Source organism: Frankia sp. ACN1ag, assembly GCF_001414035.1.
GTDB lineage: Bacteria > Actinomycetota > Actinomycetes > Frankiales > Frankiaceae > Frankia > Frankia torreyi.
Genome location: NZ_LJPA01000021.1, coordinates 47,987 through 66,303, shown reverse-complemented (window position 1 = coordinate 66,303; position 18,317 = coordinate 47,987). Strand labels below are relative to the sequence as shown.

The window sequence follows — 18,317 nt, the reverse complement described above, 5'->3', positions numbered from 1 at the left end:
GCGCGGGCGACGGCCCGACCGGTCACTCGGCGGGGGGCCCGTCCGGGACCGTGGGATAGGGCTGCGGCACTCTGGTCGATTCACTACTCGGCGCGTGGCCACGACTCGACTCGCCGAGTAGTGACCGGAGCTCCAGAAGATCATCGATCAGTTTGGTTGTTGCCGCGTCGCGAGAAAGTCGTCGCAATTCATTCAGTATCGCGTCTGTTTCCTCGACGGTGGGAAACTCGCTGATCGAGGCGACCATCGTGACAATATCGGTCATAATACCCGCCACCTTTGTGATCCGCTGATGAGATCAGCCCCGGCACGTCGTTGGGCGGGACGCGACAAAATAAGGCCATACCCCGATGCGACGGGGTTCACTCCTCGTTCAGGCCGCCGGTGCCGGCCACCGACCGTGGATCTCAGCTGGCCGCCGGGGAATCCGGCCGCCCACCCGGCGGCGCCGCGGTCGCCGAACCGAAGGCGGCGCCGTCGAAGGTGTCGATGCGGGTGAAGGCGCCGACCGGTTGGCGGGTCAGCCGGGTCGTGCGCCGCGCCGGGTAGCCGAGGGCCAGCACGGCGGCGATGCCGTGGTCGGGCGGGATGTGCAGCAGGGCGGCCGCCGCGGGCTCGCGCCGGGCGGCGAAGGTGGTCAGCGTCCCGCCGAGGCCGGCGTCCCGGGCCGCCAGCAGGATGTTCTGCGCGAACGGGTAGATCGACGCGCCGCCGACGACGCTCTGCCGGTCGAGGTCGACGTCGGTCACCGCGAGCGCGGTGAGCCGCACGGCGAGGACGAGCAGGACGGGCACCTGGTCGAAGGCGTCGACGAAGGCACTCGGCGCCGGGGTGCGGGCCGCGGCGTCGAGGTCGATCGCCGGCCCGTGCCAGCGGCCGTCCGGGCCGGGCGCGAACGGCCGCACCCCGGCGCGTCGCTGCGCCACGTACTCCCGCCAGCCCTCGCGGACCAGGTCGCGCAGCCGCCGGCGCAACTCGGGGTCGCGCACGACGAGCACGACCCACGGCTGCTGGTTGCCGCCGCTCGGGGCGAACCGGGCGGCGTCGAGAACCTGTTCGAGCACCTCGTCCGGCACCGGCTCGCCGGTGAACTCCCGCACGGCACCGGCGGTGCGCATCACCTCAAGCAGCTCCACGCCCGGGAGCCTAGCCGGGCCGGTGGGTGGCCGAGGGGCTCGCAGTCGGCGGTCAGTCGGAGCGGCGGCGGCGCAGGGTGAAGCGTTCCAGCAGGGTGTAGGCGGGCGGGGGGGCGCCCGCCTGGACGCGAGGAGCGTGGTGGTAGCTCACGGTGATGGTGGTGGGGCCGCCGGGGCGGCTGCCGGGATCGAGGTCGAACACGGCGATGCCGTACGGGTGCCCGCTGGCGTCCGGTCGGGCCGACCACACGGCTTCCTCGACCGCGTCGGCGGGCGACTTGGTGTAGGCGCCGGTGGAGGCGTTCCGAGTGATCTCCGTCCGCCTCGTGATGACCTTGCCCTGCCGGGCGCCGGTCGGGGTGGCGCCGTAGCTGTCGGTGGGGCCGCTGGTCCCGCCGCCGCCGAGGACCAGGTAGACGGTGCCGGCGTCGGTGTCGAAGGTGTCGGCGGTCGGGTCGGTGACGACGGGCCGGGGTCGCAGCGTGTCGACGGTCGCGCCGCCGGCGACCTCGGTCCCGCGGTCGCGGTCGAAGCCGCGGACCGGGAACGTGCGCTCGTAGTCGTGGTCGTGCCCGGAGACGACGAGGTCGACCCGATAGCGGTCGAACAGCGGCAGCCACGCCTGGCGCAGGCCGAGGTCCGAACCGTTGCCGGTGGCGGAGCTCGACAGCGGGCACTGGTGCGTCTGGACGATGATCCAGTCGATGGTGCGGTCGGCCCGCGCGGCGGCGAGGGTGTGTTCCAGCCAGCGGGTCTGCAGGTTCCCGCCAGGGGTGAGCGTGCCGTTCGGGCCGGCGGCGAGCGGGCCGGTGTAGAGCCGGTTGTACTGGCTGTGACCGGCGGGGATCGTCGCCGCGCCGTTCGGCGGGACGACGTCGGTCGCCGCGAAGGCGCCGCCGTCCTGGTAGATGACGTCGTCGGCGTCGAGGGAGATGAACAGCGCCGAACCGACCCGGTAGCTGTAGAAGTTGCCGGCCAGGCCGCGGATCCCGTTCGACGGCAGGCTGAACCGGGTCAGATACGACTCGTAGCCGTGCGGGCCGTTGCCGAACTCGATCTCGTGGTTGCCCAGCGCCGGCATCCACGGCCGGTTCGCCGCGGAGCGGGCCACGTTGACGCCGAAGTCGCGCCATACCGCCGGCTGCTGGGCGAACGTGAGGTTGGCGTAGCACAGGTCGCCGTTGAGCAGGTGGAACAGCGGCGCGAAGCGTTCGACCGCGTCCACGGCGTGAAACGCGTTGGGGGAGGAGATGGTCCACGCCTTGTCGGTGGCCAGGTCGCCGTAGCTGGTGAAGCGGAACGGGAACCGGCCACGGCGGGCGGTGGTGAACGTCCCGCCGGGGCCGCCGGGGCCGCCCGTGGAGGACCCGGCCGCGACCGGACCGTCGGCGGTGTCGACCCGGTAGACGTAGGCGGTGCCCGGATCGAGGCCGCGCAGCTTCGCGTGGTACGTCACGACGCGCTGGCCGCCCAGGCCGTCGACGTAGGTCCGCTCCTCGGCGTCGACGAACCGGCCGAACCCGCCGGCTGCGGTGCCGAGCCGCACCCGTGGCCGGCGCACGGCGGTCGGTGACACCCAGGACACCGTCACGGCCGTCGCCGGGTCGTCGCCCCACCCCAGGTGCACCTGCTCGGGGGCGGTGTCCGGGCCGGTGCCCGCGAAGGCCGGCTGCCGCCACAGGGTGGGACCGGCGGCGACGGTCAGCCCGCCGCCGATCGCGGCCGTGCGCAGCAGGGTGCGGCGGGACGGACCGGCCGACCCGGTCGTGGGGTTCGCGTCCATGGGCCGTGATGCTGTCGCGTCCGGCGGACGGTGAGCGGTCGGGCACATGGCGACAACGGGACCATCAGGTGAACCCGGCCGAACGGTGCATCGGGTCGACGGCGGCTCGAAGCCGCCGCGGATTCCCTCGGTGCGCCGGCCGCGGCGTTGCTTCCCGTCAGGCATTCATGGGCAATCGGACACCTTTCGGTCATGAGGCGGTCACCGTCCCGTGGTCGGCCCCTGCGTTTCCCCGGCCATGATTGCGACGATGTTCCGGGGGAGGACGATGTTCCGGGGGAGACCGCATGGGCGGCGGGCCCCGGCGGCCGCCGTCGCGCTGGCGCTGATCGGGGCGATGATCGGGGCGCTGATCGCCGGCTGCGGCGGCGATGGCGACGAGGGGGCGCCCGCACCCGTCAGCCTGAGCTTCGTGTCCTACAACTACGGCACGCCGGACCTGGGCGGGCAGGGCACTCAGCAGCTCATCGACGGCTTCGAGGCGGATCACCCGGACATTCGCCTCGTCGCCTCGGGGGCCACCTCCGGAGATGTCCTGACCAGGGTGCAGGCGCGGACCGCGGCGGGGGACCCGCCGGACATCGCGCAGATCGGCTGGAGCAAACAGCCGGCGGCGCTGGCCAGCCTGCCGGTCGTGCCGGTCGCCGACCTGGCCCCGCCCGCCGAGGTGGCGGCGGCCACCGCCGGGATCCTGCCGCCGGCGCTGGCCGCCGGCAGCATCGACGGCAGGCTCACCGTGATGCCCTACACGCTGTCGACGCCGACGATGTTCTACAACGCGACGCTGTTCGAGCGGGCGCACCTGGATCCGGCGCGGCCGCCGGCCACGTGGGCGCAGGTGCGCAGGGCTGCGCTGGCCCTGGCGACGCTCGGCGACGGGGTTCAGGGCGTGTATGTCGACGCCGCCAACCCCGCGAAGTCGGACTTCCTCACCCAGTCGCTCATCAACAGCAACGGCGGGTCGCTGCTGTCCGCGACGGGCGGGCCGCAGCTCGCCAGCCCGCCGGCCGTTGGCGCGCTGGCGATGCTCGGCGACCTGACGAACTCGGGCGCGCAGCCGAGGATCGTCGAGACCGACGCCCTGAGCCTGTTCAAGGCCGGCAAGCTCGGCATGCTCGTGACGAGTACGGCGGTGCTCGCCAGCCTGCACCGGTCGGCGAAGGGATCGTTCACGCTGCGCACCGCCGGACTGCCGGCCTTCGGCGACCAGCCTGCCCGGCCGACCTACTCGGGCTCCGGGCTGTACGTGCTGACCAGGGACCGCCGCAAGCAGCAGGCCGCCTGGCAGTTCCTGAAGTACCTGACCAGTGATGCCGGCTTCACCGTCATCACCGCGAAGATCGGTTACCTGCCGCTGCGGCAGTCCACGGTCGACGGCCGGCAGTTCCTCGGCGAGTACCTGATGACCTCCCCGGAGATCCTGCCCGCCTTCCGCCAGTTCACCAGCGTCGCCCCGTACCAGCCGCTGCGCGGCCCGAACGCCGACCAGGCTCGGCAGATCCTCCAGGACGACCTCGTGAGCGCCGTGATGCTGGGCGGCGCCGACCCGGCCGCGACGGCGGCGTCGGTCAACGAGCGGCTGGTGAAGCTGCTCGGCGCCGCGTAGACCGCCTGCCTCGGGCCGGGTCGCTGGCGTAAAGTCGGCGCTGCGTCGCCCGCGAGCAGCAAGGAGTGCGCATGCCCGGACTGCTGCACCTGGACTCCTCCGCCGATCCCACCGGTTCGACGACGCGGGCGCTGACCCGGACCTTCGCCGACACCTGGCAAGGGCTCGGCCCGCAGCACACGGTGACCTACCGCGACCTGCACGCCGATCCGCCGCCGCATCTCAGCGACGCCGCACTGCACTGGGCGCCGCGGCTGCGCCGTCCGGGGGAGACACCCGATCCGGCCGCCGCGGCGACGCAGGAGCTCCTGCTCGCCGAGCTGCTCGCCGCCGACGTGCTGGTCATCGGCGCGCCGATGTACAACTGGTCGATCCCGTCCACGCTCAAGGCGTGGATCGACCAGGTGCACGTCCTCGGCGTCACCGCGCCGTTCGACACCCGGGAGCAGCCGCTGGCCGGCCGCCCGGCCGTCGTCGTCTCCGCCCGCGGCGCGCAGTACGGCCCCGGCAGCCCGACGGCGGGCTGGGACCACGCGGTCCCGCCCGTCGAGCTGGTCCTCGGCCGCTCCCTCGGGATGGCGGTGACGGTCGTGTCGACCGATGCGACGCTGGCCTTCCGCGTGCCGGCGATGGCCGAGCTGCGCACCACGGCGAAGGCGGAACTCGACGCCGCCCACCGTTCCGTCATCGAGCTCGCCACCCGCCTCGGCCACCCTTCGCCGGGCGTCCCATCGCCAGAAACCCTACGTTGATGTCATGCGTTGCCCCGGTCGGTGCAGGTTGCGGCGATGTTCTCCCGCCTTGGTCGTGCGCTCGTCGGCTTGGTGCTGTTCGTCGCGACGGGCTGTGCCGCATCGGGAGGGGATTCCGCCGGCCCCGCCGGCCCCGGCCCCGGCCCCGTAACCGGGTCCGCGGCGAGTGGCGGTGCTGACGGGGCCTGGCGGCCAAGCCCGGGCCAGGCGTGGCAGTGGCAGCTGACTGGCAGCCTGGACCTGTCCGTCGACGTGCCCGTCTACGACCTGGACTGGGAGACGACCCCTGCCTCGGCGATCGCGCGGCTCCATCAGGCTGGCCGGCGCGTCATCTGCTATGTCTCCGTCGGTTCCTGGGAGGATTTCCGCCCGGACGCGAGCGACTTCCCCCCGACGTTGATCGGCAAGCCGGTGGACGGCTGGCCCGGGGAGTCCTGGCTTGACGTTCGCCGGCCGGCGCGGCTGGCCGAGCCGCTCGGGCGCCGGTTGGACACCTGCCGGGACAAGGGCTTCGACGCCGTCGAACCCGACAACGTGGATGCCTACTCCACGGACAGCGGCTTCCCGCTCACCGAGGACGACCAGCTTCGGTTCAACCGCTGGACCGCCGAGCAGGTGCATGCCCGCGGCATGGGGGTCGCGCTGAAGAACGACCCGGACCAGGTCGAGGCGCTGGTCGGCGACGTCGACTTCGCGGTCGTCGAGTCCTGTCTGACCTACGAGGAGTGCGACGCCTACGGTCCGTTCCTCGACGCCGGCAAGGCCGTCCTGCACGTCGAGTACACCGACGCCGGGCCGACGGACGCCCGCTGCGCGGTCCCCGGTTTCTCCTCCATCCGCAAGAACCGCGACCTTGACGCCTGGCGCCGCGCCTGCTGACCCGAGTCGGCCGCTAAAGCTTCCGGCTAAAGCTTCCGGAAGTCCCAGCTGGTGATCTTCTCGGGGGCGAGGCGAAGCCAGCCGTGGCGGCCGTCGGGCTCGGTCGTGCCGCCGCCGGCGTACTTGGCGGCGAACAGGCGCTCCGGGACCTCCAGTTCGGGGTGCGGCACGTCGGCGCGTGGCGCCTCGCCGACCGGGGCGAAGCGGCCGCGCAGCTCCACCCCGCGCAGCTCGCCGTAGCCGATCCCGGCATCGACGAGCACGGCGGCGCGCGGGTCGCGGGTGAGGTCGGTCCACCGCTGGCTGCGCACGATCGACCACAGCCACAGCGCCTGGTCGTCCCACACGAACCACAGCGGCGTCAGGTGCGGGCCGTCGGGGCCGGCCGTCGCCACCCGGCAGACCCGCTCCTCGGTGAGGAAGACGTCGATCTCCGCCCGTTCCATGGCGATCTTCCGGCCGCGTCGCTGTTCCTGCATGCGCACATCCCCTCGGGCGGACCGCGCTGGCCGCGGCCGGATCGGAAACATCGTTCCTGCCAGCCCAGAAGGCTATTCTGTGTCTCCAGCCGGCGCTGGTCATCCGGGCGGCGACGGGCCGGAGAGCCTGACGGGCCGGAGAGCCTGACGGGTCGGGAAGCTTGGCGGGTCGGGAAGCTTGGCGGGGCCGGGAAGCACGGTGGGACGGGGCGTGGAGCGGGCGATGACGGACCGGGACGCGCAACGGGTGGACGTCCGCCGCGAGGGCCACGTGCTGGTCGTGTCGATGCGCCGCGAGAACCGGCGCAACGCGGTCGACCGCGCGATGGCCGACGCCCTCGACGCGGCGTTGAACCTGCTCGACGACGACGACGACCTCTGGGTCGGCGTGCTCACCGGCACCGCGACGGTGTTCTGCGCCGGCAGCGACCTGACCGCCGGCGGCGACTACGTCACCGAGCGGGGCGGGGAGTACGGCGTGGTCCGCCGGCGTCGCCGCACGCCGCTCATCGCCGCGGTCGAGGGCCCCGCGCTCGGCGGCGGCCTGGAGATCGTGCTGGCCTGCGACCTCGTCGTGGCGGGTGCCGGCGCCCGGTTCGGCCTGCCGGAGGTGACGATCGGGGTGGTCCCGACCTGTGGCGCGCTGTTTCGCGGCCCGCGGGCGCTGCCGCTGAACCTGGCCCGCGAGCTCATCCTCGTCGGCGATCCCTTCGACGCCCGGCGCGCCTACGAGGCGGGCCTGGTCAACGTGCTCGCCGAGTCCGGCGGGGCGCTGGACGCCGCCCTCGCGCTGGCCGAGCGGATCTGCCGCAACGCGCCGAGCGCCGTGCGGGCCTGCCTCGCGGCCGTCGACGACGCCGTCGCCCCGGCCGCCGACGCCGCCGGCTGGCAGGCCACTGCCACCGCCCTCGACGCGATCCGCGACTCCGCCGACGCCGCCGAGGGCGTCCGCGCCTTCCTGGAGAAGCGCCCACCCGCCTGGACCGGTCGATAAGCCACCTAAGCCGCTCCCCACGGGAAGCGATGCCTACGGACGTCTCAGTAGTGGTACCGGCACTGGGCGATGCGGATCTGATCGTCGCTGATCTTGTAGATCAGTCGGTGTTCGTCGTTGATGCGGCGGGACCAGTAGCCCTGGAAGCCATGCTTGAGGGGTTCGGGTTTGCCGATGCCGTCGTTGCCATTCCGGGCTATGTCCTGGATCAGGACGTTGATGCGCTTGAGGATCTTGCGGTTCTCCGTCCGCCACCAGAGATAGTCCTGCCACGCGTTCTCATCCCAGACGAGCTTCACTCGACGAGATCGCGTACGGTGCCGGCACCGCTTTCGAGGCGGTCGATGGCGGCCAGGAGCCGGCGGGCGTTCTCGGGACTGCGCAGAAGGTAGGCCGTCTCCTTGAGGGACTGGTAGTCATCCAGGGAGACGATGACGACCGGCTCATGTCCGGCCCGGGTGATGACGACCTCCTCCCGGTCATCTGCCACCGCGGTCAGAACTTCGGCATAGCGTGCACGTGACTCTGAGTAGCTCATCGTCTTCACTGCGCCTCCCGTTGTACAGAAACTTGTACGTAGACGCGAATGTACGTCCCCCGGCCAGCCATGGCAGCGGAAGCTGGCGGCTTCGGGGTGCCCGCCGGGCCTGGCCGCTGATGGTGGTGTCCGGCGTCGATCGCGAGGATGGTGGAAACCATGGGCAGCGGCGGTGGGGACCTCGGGGATGACGATGCCCGGCTGCGGGTGGGGGCGCCCGCGTCGTCGGCGGCGGGGCTGCCGGGGGTGGGGCACGCCCTGGCGCAGGCGTGGGAGCGGATGGGGCCGGGCCGGTCGGTGCGGACGCTGCGGCTGGTCAACCAGGACCACGGGTTCGACTGTCCGGGCTGTGCGTGGCCGGAGCCGCCGCCGGGGGAGCGGTCCGTCGCCGAGTTCTGCGAGAACGGCGCGAAGGCGGTGGCGGAGGAGGCGACGCGCAGCCGGGTGACGCGGGAGTTCTTCGCCGCGCATCCGGCGTCCGACCTCGCCGGCCGCTCCGGTCACTGGTTGGGCAGCCGGGGTCGGATCGTGGAGCCGGTGTACAAGGCGCCGGGCGCGGATCACTACGCCCCGGTGGGCTGGGACGAGGCGTTCGGGATCGTCGCCGCCGAACTGGCGGCACTCGACAGCCCGGACGAGGCCGCGTTCTACACCTCCGGTCGCACCAGCAACGAGGCGGCGTTCGTGTGGCAGTTGTTCGCGCGGATGTTCGGGACGAACAACCTGCCGGACTGTTCGAACATGTGCCACGAGTCGTCCGGGGCGGCGTTGACCTCGACGATCGGGGTGGGTAAGGGATCGGTGACGTTGGCCGATCTGGAGTCCGCGGATCTGGTGCTGGTGGTGGGGCAGAATCCGGGGACGAATCATCCGCGGATGCTCAGTTCACTGGAACGGGTGAAGCGCGCCGGCGGCAGCATCGTCGCGGTGAACCCGCTGCCGGAGGCGGGGCTGCTGCGCTTTCGCAATCCGCAGCAGGCGCGGGGGGTGCTCGGGCGCGGCACGGCGCTGGCCGACCAGTTCCTGCAGATCCGGCTGAACGGGGACATGGCGCTGTTCCAGGCACTGTCACGCCGGCTGCTGGCCGCGGAGGACGCGGCCCCCGGCACGGTGCTCGACCACGCCTTCCTCGCCGAGCACACCAGCGGATTCACCGAGTTCGCCCACCATGTTCGTGAGCACCTGTCCGACGCCGACGTCGCCGCGGCGACGGGGCTCGCCGCCGCCGAGATCGACGAGCTGGCCCGTCGAGTGCTGGCCGCCGACCGGGTGGTGGTGTGCTGGGCGATGGGACTGACCCAGCACGCCAACTCGGTCGCGACGATCCAGGAGGTCGTGAACTTCCTGCTGCTGCGGGGGAACATCGGCCGGCCGGGGGCGGGGGTGTGCCCGGTGCGTGGGCATTCCAACGTCCAGGGTGACCGCACGATGGGAATCTGGGAGAAGATGCCCGACGCGTTTCTCGACGCGTTGGGTGCCGAGTTCTCCTTCGTTCCGCCGCGTGCGCATGGGCATGACGTGGTGGAGACGATCCGGGCGATGCGTGACGGTCGGGTGCGGGTGTTCCTCGGCCTGGGTGGGAATTTCGTCGCGGCCGGTCCGGATTCGGCGGTGACCGAGGCGGCGATGCGGGCGTGTCGGCTGACGGTGCAGGTGTCGACGACGTTGAACCGTTCCCACGCGGTGACGGGCCGGGCGGCGCTGATCCTGCCGACGCTGGGGCGTACCGAGGTCGACGTGCAGGCCGGCGGGCCGCAGCAGGTCAGCGTCGAGGACTCGATGGGCATGGTGCACGCCTCCCGTGGCACGCTGCCCCCGGCCGGGGCGGAGCTGCGCTCGGAGGTCGCGATCGTCTGCGGCCTCGCCGAAGCCACCCTCGCCCGCCGGGCGGACGACTCGGACGACTCGGTGGACTGGGCGGGATTGGCCGGCGATTACCGACGGATCCGCGGTCACATCGCCCGGGTGGTGCCGGGGTTCGAGGATTTCGATGCCCGGCTCGCCGCGCCGGGTGGCTTCCAGCTTCCGCATCCGCCGCGCGACAGCCGCACCTTCCCGACGCCGGACGGGCGGGCGGCGTTCACCGAGAACGTCTGCGACGTGCTGCGCGTCCCGCCCGGGCATCTGCTGCTGCAGACGGCGCGTTCGCATGACCAGTACAACACGACGATCTACGGGATGGACGACCGTTACCGCGGGGTCCGCCGGGGCCGCCGCGTGGTGTTCGTCCACCCGGACGACCTCGCCGCGCTAGGCCTCGTCGACGGCGTGCACGTCGACCTCGTCGGCGTGTGGACGGACGGGGAACGGCGGGCGGAGAACTTCCGGGCGGTGGCGTACCCGACCGCGCGGGGCTGCGCCGCCGCCTACTTCCCCGAGACCAACGTCCTGGTCCCGCTGGACTCCACCGCCGCCCGCAGCAACACCCCGACCTCCAAATCGCTGATCATCCGGCTAGAGCCGGCGCGCGAGCCGGTGGGCGGGACGCGCTGATGGGGCGGGCGACGGCGCGACGCAGGGTGACCCGGGTCCGGGCCGGGGTCGCCACGACGGTCCGCCCGGACACGGTGGTCGGCGAGGAACCGCTGGAGATCCGGGTCGGCGGGCGGGCGCTGGCGGTGACGATGCGCACCCCCGGCGACGACATGGATCTGGCGCTGGGGTTCCTGCTCGGCGAGGGCATGATCGCCGGTGCCGCCGACGTGGCATCGATGCGCTACTGCGTCGGGAGGGACGGTGCGTCTGGGAGGGACGGTGCGTCTGGGAGGGACGGTGCGTCGGGGAGGGACGGCGCGTCGGGGAGGGACGGCGCGGTCGACGCCGATGGCCGCCCGACCTACAACGTGCTCGACGTGGCGCTGGCCCCCGGGGTCGCCCCGCCCGAGGTCGACGTGACCCGCAACTTCTACACCACCAGCTCGTGCGGCCTGTGCGGGAAGGCCAGCATCGACGCGGTCCGGCTGCGCAGCCGGTTCACCGTCGCCGACGACCCGCTGCGCCTCGACGCGGCGACCGTGACCGGCCTGCCCGACGCCCTGCGGGTGGGGCAGCGGCTGTTCGCCACCACCGGCGGGCTGCACGCGGCGGCGCTCGCCGACGCCGACGGCGTGCTGCGGGCCGTGCGGGAGGACGTCGGGCGGCACAACGCGGTCGACAAGGTGATCGGCGCGGCGGTGCGCGACGGCCTGGTGCCGCTGGCCGGCCACGCGCTGGTCGTCAGCGGCCGGGCGTCGTTCGAACTGGTGCAGAAGGCGCTGATGGCCGGTGTGCCGATGCTCGTCGCGGTGTCCGCGCCCTCGACGCTGGCGGTGGATCTCGCCGAGGAGGCGGGGATGACGCTCGCCGGCTTCGTCCGCGGGGACTCGATGAACCTCTACACCGGCGCCCACCGGGTCGCGCTGGCCTGACCACCGCGGGTCGCCGCGGGTCGCCACGCGATCCCATCTCGTCCCGGCAGGGTTTTTCGACCGTGGGCAGGGCATTGGTGCGCTGATAGCACCGGATGGAGGCCAGTCGTGGCAGTGACGCATGAGGTCGAGCGGAAGTTCGCGGTGGACGAGATGTTCGCGCTCCCCGCCTTCGACGGGGTGCGGGGGGTCGCCTCCGTCGCCGACCCGGACGAGCGGCACCTCGACGCCGTCTACTACGACACCGACGACCTGCGCCTGGCCCGCAACCACCTGACGCTGCGCCGCCGGGAGGGTGGCGCCGACGAGGGCTGGCATCTGAAGATCCCCACCGCCGACGGGGCCCGTGACGAGATCGGCCGCCCGCTCGGCGAACCGTCGCAGATCCCGCCGGAGCTGCTGGACCTCGTCGCCGTGCGGCTGCGGGGTGCCTCGCTTCGACCGGTGGCGTCGATCACGACCGTCCGGCGCACCCGGCGGCTGCGCGACGCCGCCGGCCACGACCTCATCGAGGTCGCCGACGACCGGGTCAACGCGCGGACGATGGGTGAGCGCACCATCGTGTCGCGGTGGCGGGAGGTCGAGCTCGAGGCGCTCGACCCGTCCGGGGTGAACGTGCTGCCCGCCGCCAGCAAGGCCCTGCACCGGGCCGGCGCGAGGCCCGCGCCGTCACCGTCGAAGCTGCAGCGCGCCCTCGCCGTCGAGCTCGGCGGTCCCGACGTGCAGCCCGGCCCGGCCCGGCTCGCCGCCTCCGACAGCGCGGCCCGGGTCGTCCACGCCTACCTGGCCGAGCACACCGCGGCGCTGCTCGACCGCGACCCCGCGGTGCGTGTCGACGCGCCTGAGGCCGTCCACGACATGCGGGTCGCGGCCCGGCGGCTGCGCAGCACCATCCAGACCTTCCGGCCGCTGTTCGACGCCGAGCGGGCCGCCGAGATCGAAGCCGGCCTGCGCGAGATCGGCGAGGTGCTCGGACGGCCCCGCGACGCCGAGGTCCAGCTTGCCCGCTTCGCCGGCGAGCTCGCCGGGCAGCCCGGCGAACTGGTGCTCGGCCCGGTGGCCGCCCGCGTCCAGGAGGCGCTGCTCGGTGAGCGGCTGCGCAGCCGCGAGGAGGCGCTGGCCTACCTGCGCGGCGAGCGGTACTTCGGGTTCATCGAGACGCTGCTCGGCTTCGTCGCCGACGTCGGGCAGACCGAGCGGGCCCGGCGCCCGGCCGGCACCGTGCTGCCGAAGCTCGTTGCCAAGGTGGATCGCACGCTCGTCCGGCGGGTCGAACGCGCCCGGCGGGCCCCCGCCGGAGCCGACCGCGACGTCGCCTACCACGGTGCCCGCAAGGCCGCGAAGCGGCTGCGTTATGCAAGCGAGCTGATGGTGCCCGTCCACGGCGGCGACGCGGCGACGCTCGCGAAGGCGGCGAAGCGGATCCAGAACGAGCTCGGCGAGCACCAGGACTGCGTCGTCGCGCAGGCCCGGCTGCGCGAGTTCGCCGTCGCCGCGAACCTCGCGGGCGAATCCTCCTTCACCTACGGACTGCTCGCCGGGGACGAGCGGGCCCGCGCGGCCGCGACCCGGGCCGCCTTCGAGGCCACCTGGGCGCGGGCCGCGCGCCCCCGCCTGCGTCGCTGGCTGCGCCGCTGATCGGCACGCGGGGAGCACATCGCGGGGCGGTGCGCACGGTCTGCCGCCTGCCGATCCGGACCCTCGGGTCGGTCCGCGGCGGTCCGCCGGGGTCCGACCGTGCCCGTCGGATCAGGTCCGGATGGCTCGCCGGACGTGACGTTCGACAGGTGGTGTGTGCCCCGCCACGGATGTCCACTGGGTTACGGGCTCGAGTCGATCGCGTGCGGTCCACCTCGACGGCCCTGGACGCAAGGTTGGGAGGGGTGCGATGACGCGAGCTCTGGTGGCGTTCGGAACCGGGTGTGGCGGGGCCGGCGACCTGGCCGCGATGATCGGCGCGGCGTTGACCGCCCGCGGTCTCGAGGCAGACGTGCTACCGGCGCGGCAGGTGCGGGAGGTGGCACCCTACGACGCGGTGATCGTCACCGGTGCGCTGTTTGCCGGACGGTGGGCCTGCGACGCCCGTCGGCTCGTGCGCCGCCGCCGCGCCGGGCTGTCCCGGCTACCGGTGTGGCTGGTCACCAGCGACCCGCGCGGCGGGGGAGAGCGGAGCGGCGCAGGAGAGCCGGTGGGGTCGCAGCCGGCCGCGCAGGTCGCCGAGCTCGCGACGCTGATCGGAGCCCGGGGCATGGTGACCTTCGACGGCCCCCGACGCGCCGGCGCCCACCCGGCCGCCGCTACCGCCCACCCGGCCGCCGCTGCCGCCCAGCCGACGGCGGGGACCCGGCGCCGCCCGGAGCAGCTCGCGGCGTTCGCCGACGCCGTGGTCGCCGCGGCCCCCCCGCGTGTCCTGCGGGCCGTGCCGGCCTGGGGACCCGGTTCCGGCGCCGGGGCCGGGGCCGGAAGCGGCTGGCGCAGCCATCGGCCGGCCCGGATGTGGCTGGTCGGCGCGGCCCCCCGACCCCGCCCGTCGTCGGACGTGGTCGCCGGCTCCGCCGACGACGCCGACTACTGGGTCACCGGATAAACGACGTCACCGCGGTGCCGGCGCCGGCGCGGGCCGGTTTTCCGTGGGGACGGAAAACCGGCCGGGCGCGGTTAGTCCTTGGCGAGGATGATCTCCTCGCCGAAGCGGCGCACCGTCTCCTCGGACGCGGCGGGATCGTCGCCGATCACGTTGAAGATGAGCCAGTCCACGCCGAGGCTCTCGTATTCGGCGATGTCGGCGCGGACCTGGTCGACGTTCCAGCCCTGACGGACGTCGAGCAGGGACAGGACCCCGCCGAGGGCGACGGTGACCTCGGCCGGGTCACGCCCGGCGGCGTTCGTGGCGTCGCGCAGCCGGTCGATGCGCTCGCCGACGGCGGCCGAATCGGGCACGTGGGCGGTTCGGATGGTGCCGGCCAGCGTCTCGGTGGTGAGGGTGAGCAGGGCGCCGCCGCCGAAGCGGGCCGCCCGATCCAGGCCCCACCTGCTGTTCGCGTGTACCCACAGCGGCGGGTGCGGTCGTTGGATCGACGGCGGTCGCAGCGCGGTGCCGGACGTCTCGAAGCCGATTCCCCGGTGGGCGATCTCCTCGACGGCGGTGTCCGCGGTGAGGATCTCCAGCGCCTCGTCGAACAGCTCGCGCCGTCGGTCGAAATCGGCACCGGAGGCGCGGAACTCGCCCCGTAGATAGCCGGTGCCGACGCCGACGACGAGTCGTCCCCCGCTCAGCCGGTCCAGCGTGCGGATCTGGTGCGCGGTGAATAACGGATTACGGTAGGGCAGCACGGTCACCAGGGTGATTAACGTGATGTCCTCGGTCAGCGCGGCACAGAAAGCCAGGGACGAGAAAGGCTCGGAACTGCCCTCGCCGCCGGCGTTCGCCCATTTTGTGGATGGCGCCGGGTGATCCGTGAAGGCAATGCCGGACCACCCGCTCTCCTCGGCCGCACGCACCCACGGGGTGATGTTCCGCTGGTCCAGCACCTCGGGCCGCCACTGCGGATCACCGATGCCGTGTTGCACGCCAAACTTCATGGTCTGCCTTTCGGTCGTCCTGGTCGCACTGCGTCCTGCCTCGTTCGACAGGTGTCCGGGTAATGCGCGGTCCCATTGTCGGGTGGCTGCGCGGCGGACCAGGTCAGCCTATGCCGTTCCGTGCCCGGATGCCCCTGGCGGCCATGCCCCGCCCAGGTGGAACCAGCGGCCGGGGAAAGATCACGGCTGCCCGGGACATTCTCGCACGGCCGCCACGCAGCGACGCGTACTCAGGTTCGGTCGTTCCAAGAATCGGGTCGGTGCGGCACGCCGATGGCCCGGCTCAGAAATTCGAAGATCGTGGCCATGACGGTTTCGCCGTCATTCTGCTCGATTCCGTCGCGACGCCGCAGAAGGACATTGTTGACAATGTCCTGGATCATGGTCGAATCGGTTACCGGCCGGGTGTGTCGGAAGGTGCCCGCCGCGGCGCCGGCCTCGAGGGCGCGGATGAGCGGGGCCCTGTTCAGCTCCTGATACCGCGCGAGCGCCTCGGCGTACCCGGCGATGCGGTGAAGCTCGAGCGTCTGCATGACGAGGGTCCGGCGGTGCCGCCGGGGTTCGAAGGCGAGCTGGATGTAGAAGCGAATCCATTCGCCGATAGCCGTGTACGGATCGGGCGCGCTGGCCAACCGCTCCGTGAGCTGGGCCGTCGCCCGTTCGCTCTCCTCCTCGAACATCGACAGCAGGAGCTGGTCCTTCGACTTGAAGTGCCGGTAGAACGACCGGGTCGAAAGCTGCGCCTCGGTGAGAATCTCACTGACGGTGACGGAGCCCGAATCCGCGCGCGCCAGCACCCGGTAAGCCGCCCGGATCATCATCGAGCGCTCTTCCTCGGGCGGGTAGGCGAGCGGCCGGCCGATGCGGCGCCGGGGGGCGTCGGACTGCGACCCCTCGTCGGACGCCATCAGGTCCTGCGCACGAGACATGGCAGCCCTGCCTCCTGCTGGGGGGCGTCGGCGTTCGTCGGACGGGGTTCGTCGGACGGGGTTCGGGACGCCCGATGCTATCGACCGCGTCGCCGGGGGGCGATCCGAACACCGGTAGGCCCCCTGGTTGTGACCCTTGACACCCCAGTGACATCGCCGTCAGGTTCCCTGAACTGCGACGCAGGCCGTCCTGCTCGCCACCACCCGCCAGATCCTGACCACCCCCGAGGCCGAGGCCGCCGCCGTCTGACCGGCGAGCGGCGGTCGTCCCCGCACGCGCGGGGATCATCCTCGGGGGTCGGTGGCAAAGTCGCGAAGGATCTTGGCGAGTTCGGCTGGCTGGTCCAGAGGGATGAGGGTGCGGGTGTCGGCCACCTCGACCAGCCGTCCCCGGGGGAGGAGTTCGGCGAGACGGCGGCCGTGCTCGGGCGGCATCACCCGGTCCTCGGCGGCCCAGACCACCAGGGCGGGGCCGGTGAAGCTCGACAGGTAGGCGGGAGCGTCGAGCAGGAGCTCCCGCGCCGGGCGCAGCGAGCGCAGCACCCGCACGGTGTCGCGGCGGATGCCCCCACGGGTCTCGCCGCGGTGCAGCAGCGGTTGCACCCACCGGGCGGTCGCGGCGTCCCCACGGGCCGTCAGCCAGCCGAAGGCGATCGGCGCGCGGCGCATCGGCCGCAGCCGCATCTGCTGCATGACCAGGCCGAACAGCGCCGGTGGCAGCGCACCGGCCAGGGCCAGCGTCCGCCCGGTCAGACCTGGCGGGATGTTGTCGAACGCCTCGCAGGAGACGAGCGCGATCCGGCCTACCCGCGCGGCGCCGTCCCGCACGACGAGCTGCACCAACGCGCCACCGGTGTCGTTGCCGACCAGGGTGACGTCGTGCAGGTCCAGTCGGGCGAGCAGCTCCGCGACGAGGCGGGCGAGTCCGGGTAGCGAGAGGTCGGCGTCGGGGTGCATGGGATGGCTGTGCGCCCCCAGGGGCAGGGTCGGGACCACGCACCGGTGGTCGGCGGCGAGCTCCGCGACCGGGCCGGCCCACAGCGAGGCGTCCATCAGCAGTCCGTGCAGCAGCACCAGGACGGGGCCGGGGCCGCCGGTGTCCTCGTAGTCGATCGTTCCGGTGGACAGCTCGATCTCTGCCATGCCGGCCGCCTTCCGCGTGTCCGGATCCTGCGCCCGGAGCCTGTGTCCGGAGCCACAGCTTCTACGTCTTGTAGAAGAAGACCACGCGCTTCGTCGTACGTCCAGTACGGACCGCATCCGCGTCGGGACCCGGTGGCGGGACGACGGTGGCGGGACGACGGTGGCCGGGTGGATCCGGTCGGGCCTGGCAAGCGGCTCGTACGCTGAGCGGATGGACCGTGACCCGCCCGGCGCGCGGGGCGCGCGTACCGTCGACCCCCGAGCCCCCCGCCAGAGTGTCCTGCGCGAGGCCGAGATCGTCGCGACCGCGCTGTCGATCATCGAGCGGGACGGCGTCGAGGGGCTGACGATGCGGCGCCTCTCCCAGTCCCTCGGGGTGTCGCTCGGCGCGACCTACAAGCACGTCGCGACCAAGGACGACCTGCTCCGCCTGGTCACCGCCGAGCTGTACACGCGGGTCCTCGACGCCGACACGCCCGACGCGGACTGGCGCCCCCGGCTGCGCTCGTTCCTGCTCCGGATGCACGAGGTGGTTGGAAGCTGCCGGGGCCTCGCGGCCCACCTCGCGGCGCACGCCGACGNCCCCATCNCCGCCCGCCTCTACCACCCGTTGCACGCGGCGCTCACCCAGACCGGCTTCACCCCCGACGGCGCCGACCGGGTGCTGCGCGTGCTGTTCTTCTACACCTCCGGCGCGCTGCTGACGCCCGCGTCCGAGCCGGCCCGCGAGCGCGCCGCCGCCGACTTCGCCGCCGGCCTCGACATGGTGCTCGACGGCGTCGCCCACGCTCTCGCCGCCGAGCACGACCCCACGCCCTGATCCACCAGCCAGCGTCGCTCCGGCGCCGGCACGGCAGCCAGACGCATCCCCTCGGTCGGCCTACTCGCCCCCTCCAAATCCGCGCTACTCGTACGGGACGCGGCAAGGCTGGCGAACGTCCCGCGTCCCTACCGATGCAAATTGCGCCGCTCTGTTGCTAAAGTCCCAGCTCAGCAAGAGTCGTCCCCGCACGCGCGGGGATCTTCCTGTGTGTGCATACGGGTCTGTGCCGTGTCGTCAAGTCGTCCCCGCACGCGCGGGGATCTTCC

17 protein-coding genes and 1 pseudogene are annotated in these 18,317 nt (G+C 72.8%); 9 read left to right on the top strand and 9 right to left on the bottom strand.

Annotated features, from left to right (window positions below; genetic code table 11):
- Nucleotides 1-22: 22 nt before the first annotated feature.
- From UK82_RS34105 to UK82_RS19220, 3 genes are all read right to left on the bottom strand, one after another.
- On the bottom strand, nt 23-265 hold the full coding sequence (locus tag UK82_RS34105) for a hypothetical protein (RefSeq protein ID WP_083507262.1): 243 nt from the start codon (nt 263-265) through the stop codon (nt 23-25).
- Nucleotides 266-407: 142 nt separating this feature from the next.
- Nucleotides 408-1,136 (bottom strand): nitroreductase family protein, encoded by a 729-nt coding sequence (locus tag UK82_RS19225; protein WP_044886632.1) that lies wholly within the window; start codon nt 1,134-1,136, stop codon nt 408-410.
- A gap of 52 nt (nt 1,137-1,188) precedes the next feature.
- Nucleotides 1,189-2,919, bottom strand: a complete 1,731-nt coding sequence (locus UK82_RS19220) for a metallophosphoesterase family protein (RefSeq protein ID WP_044886633.1) — start codon at nt 2,917-2,919, stop codon at nt 1,189-1,191.
- Nucleotides 2,920-3,187: 268 nt separating this feature from the next.
- Between UK82_RS19220 and UK82_RS19215 the strand changes: the two genes are divergently transcribed.
- The 3 genes from UK82_RS19215 to UK82_RS19205 all read left to right on the top strand — a co-directional run bounded on the left by UK82_RS19215 (nt 3,188) and on the right by UK82_RS19205 (nt 6,156).
- Complete coding sequence (locus UK82_RS19215; protein WP_236706140.1) at nt 3,188-4,525, top strand: ABC transporter substrate-binding protein; 1,338 nt, start codon at nt 3,188-3,190, stop codon at nt 4,523-4,525.
- Between the two features lie 71 nt (nt 4,526-4,596).
- On the top strand, nt 4,597-5,277 hold the full coding sequence (locus UK82_RS19210) for an FMN-dependent NADH-azoreductase (RefSeq protein WP_044886634.1): 681 nt from the start codon (nt 4,597-4,599) through the stop codon (nt 5,275-5,277).
- 36 nt (nt 5,278-5,313) lie between these two features.
- Entirely contained in the window at nt 5,314-6,156 is an 843-nt protein-coding gene (locus UK82_RS19205; RefSeq protein ID WP_044886635.1) for an endo alpha-1,4 polygalactosaminidase, read from the top strand.
- A 26-nt stretch (nt 6,157-6,182) separates the two neighbouring features.
- Here the strand turns inward: UK82_RS19205 and UK82_RS19200 are convergent, their stop codons facing one another.
- Nucleotides 6,183-6,635: a pyridoxamine 5'-phosphate oxidase family protein gene (locus UK82_RS19200; protein ID WP_044886636.1), complete on the bottom strand. Its 453-nt coding sequence runs from the start codon at nt 6,633-6,635 to the stop codon at nt 6,183-6,185.
- A 223-nt stretch (nt 6,636-6,858) separates the two neighbouring features.
- Here UK82_RS19200 and UK82_RS19195 point away from each other — a divergent pair, with 223 nt between their 5' ends.
- Nucleotides 6,859-7,629: an enoyl-CoA hydratase-related protein gene (locus UK82_RS19195; protein WP_055408578.1), complete on the top strand. Its 771-nt coding sequence runs from the start codon at nt 6,859-6,861 to the stop codon at nt 7,627-7,629.
- A 44-nt stretch (nt 7,630-7,673) separates the two neighbouring features.
- Here the strand turns inward: UK82_RS19195 and UK82_RS19190 are convergent, their stop codons facing one another.
- Both UK82_RS19190 and UK82_RS19185 read right to left on the bottom strand, forming a co-directional pair.
- The gene (locus UK82_RS19190) at nt 7,674-7,928 is read right to left on the bottom strand and encodes a Txe/YoeB family addiction module toxin (RefSeq protein WP_044886637.1); all 255 of its coding nucleotides are present in this window, start codon (nt 7,926-7,928) and stop codon (nt 7,674-7,676) included.
- Nucleotides 7,925-8,176 (bottom strand): type II toxin-antitoxin system Phd/YefM family antitoxin, encoded by a 252-nt coding sequence (locus UK82_RS19185; RefSeq protein WP_044886638.1) that lies wholly within the window; start codon nt 8,174-8,176, stop codon nt 7,925-7,927. Before UK82_RS19185 ends, UK82_RS19190 begins: the two co-directional genes overlap by 4 nt.
- 138 nt (nt 8,177-8,314) lie before the next feature.
- Between UK82_RS19185 and UK82_RS19180 the strand changes: the two genes are divergently transcribed.
- From UK82_RS19180 to UK82_RS19165, 4 genes are all read left to right on the top strand, one after another.
- Complete coding sequence (locus UK82_RS19180) at nt 8,315-10,660, top strand: FdhF/YdeP family oxidoreductase (RefSeq protein WP_236706138.1); 2,346 nt, start codon at nt 8,315-8,317, stop codon at nt 10,658-10,660.
- The gene (gene fdhD, locus UK82_RS19175) at nt 10,660-11,574 is read left to right on the top strand and encodes a formate dehydrogenase accessory sulfurtransferase FdhD (protein WP_055408524.1); all 915 of its coding nucleotides are present in this window, start codon (nt 10,660-10,662) and stop codon (nt 11,572-11,574) included. Before UK82_RS19180 ends, fdhD begins: the two co-directional genes overlap by 1 nt.
- Nucleotides 11,575-11,682: 108 nt before the next feature.
- Nucleotides 11,683-13,212 carry a CYTH and CHAD domain-containing protein gene (locus UK82_RS19170; protein WP_082122073.1) on the top strand — a complete coding sequence of 510 codons (1,530 nt, stop codon included), beginning with the start codon at nt 11,683-11,685 and terminating at the stop codon, nt 13,210-13,212.
- A gap of 250 nt (nt 13,213-13,462) precedes the next feature.
- A complete protein-coding gene (locus UK82_RS19165) occupies nt 13,463-14,161 on the top strand; it encodes a flavodoxin domain-containing protein (protein ID WP_055408521.1) in 699 nt (232 codons plus the stop codon).
- Between the two features lie 71 nt (nt 14,162-14,232).
- On the opposite strand, the gene UK82_RS19160 is transcribed toward UK82_RS19165, so the two are convergent.
- The 3 genes from UK82_RS19160 to UK82_RS19150 all read right to left on the bottom strand — a co-directional run bounded on the left by UK82_RS19160 (nt 14,233) and on the right by UK82_RS19150 (nt 17,228).
- Nucleotides 14,233-15,144, bottom strand: a complete 912-nt coding sequence (locus UK82_RS19160; protein WP_236706137.1) for an LLM class F420-dependent oxidoreductase — start codon at nt 15,142-15,144, stop codon at nt 14,233-14,235.
- Nucleotides 15,145-15,386: 242 nt separating this feature from the next.
- Nucleotides 15,387-16,064, bottom strand: a complete 678-nt coding sequence (locus tag UK82_RS19155; protein ID WP_236706136.1) for a TetR/AcrR family transcriptional regulator — start codon at nt 16,062-16,064, stop codon at nt 15,387-15,389.
- A 306-nt stretch (nt 16,065-16,370) separates the two neighbouring features.
- A complete protein-coding gene (locus UK82_RS19150; protein ID WP_055408519.1) occupies nt 16,371-17,228 on the bottom strand; it encodes an alpha/beta fold hydrolase in 858 nt (285 codons plus the stop codon).
- On the opposite strand from UK82_RS19150, the pseudogene UK82_RS42050 reads away from it, so the two are divergent.
- Nucleotides 17,227-17,809 (top strand): annotated as a pseudogene (locus UK82_RS42050) (TetR/AcrR family transcriptional regulator); the annotation flags it as partial. The gene UK82_RS19150 and the pseudogene UK82_RS42050 overlap by 2 nt on opposite strands.
- Between the last annotated feature and the right edge of the window lie 508 nt (nt 17,810-18,317).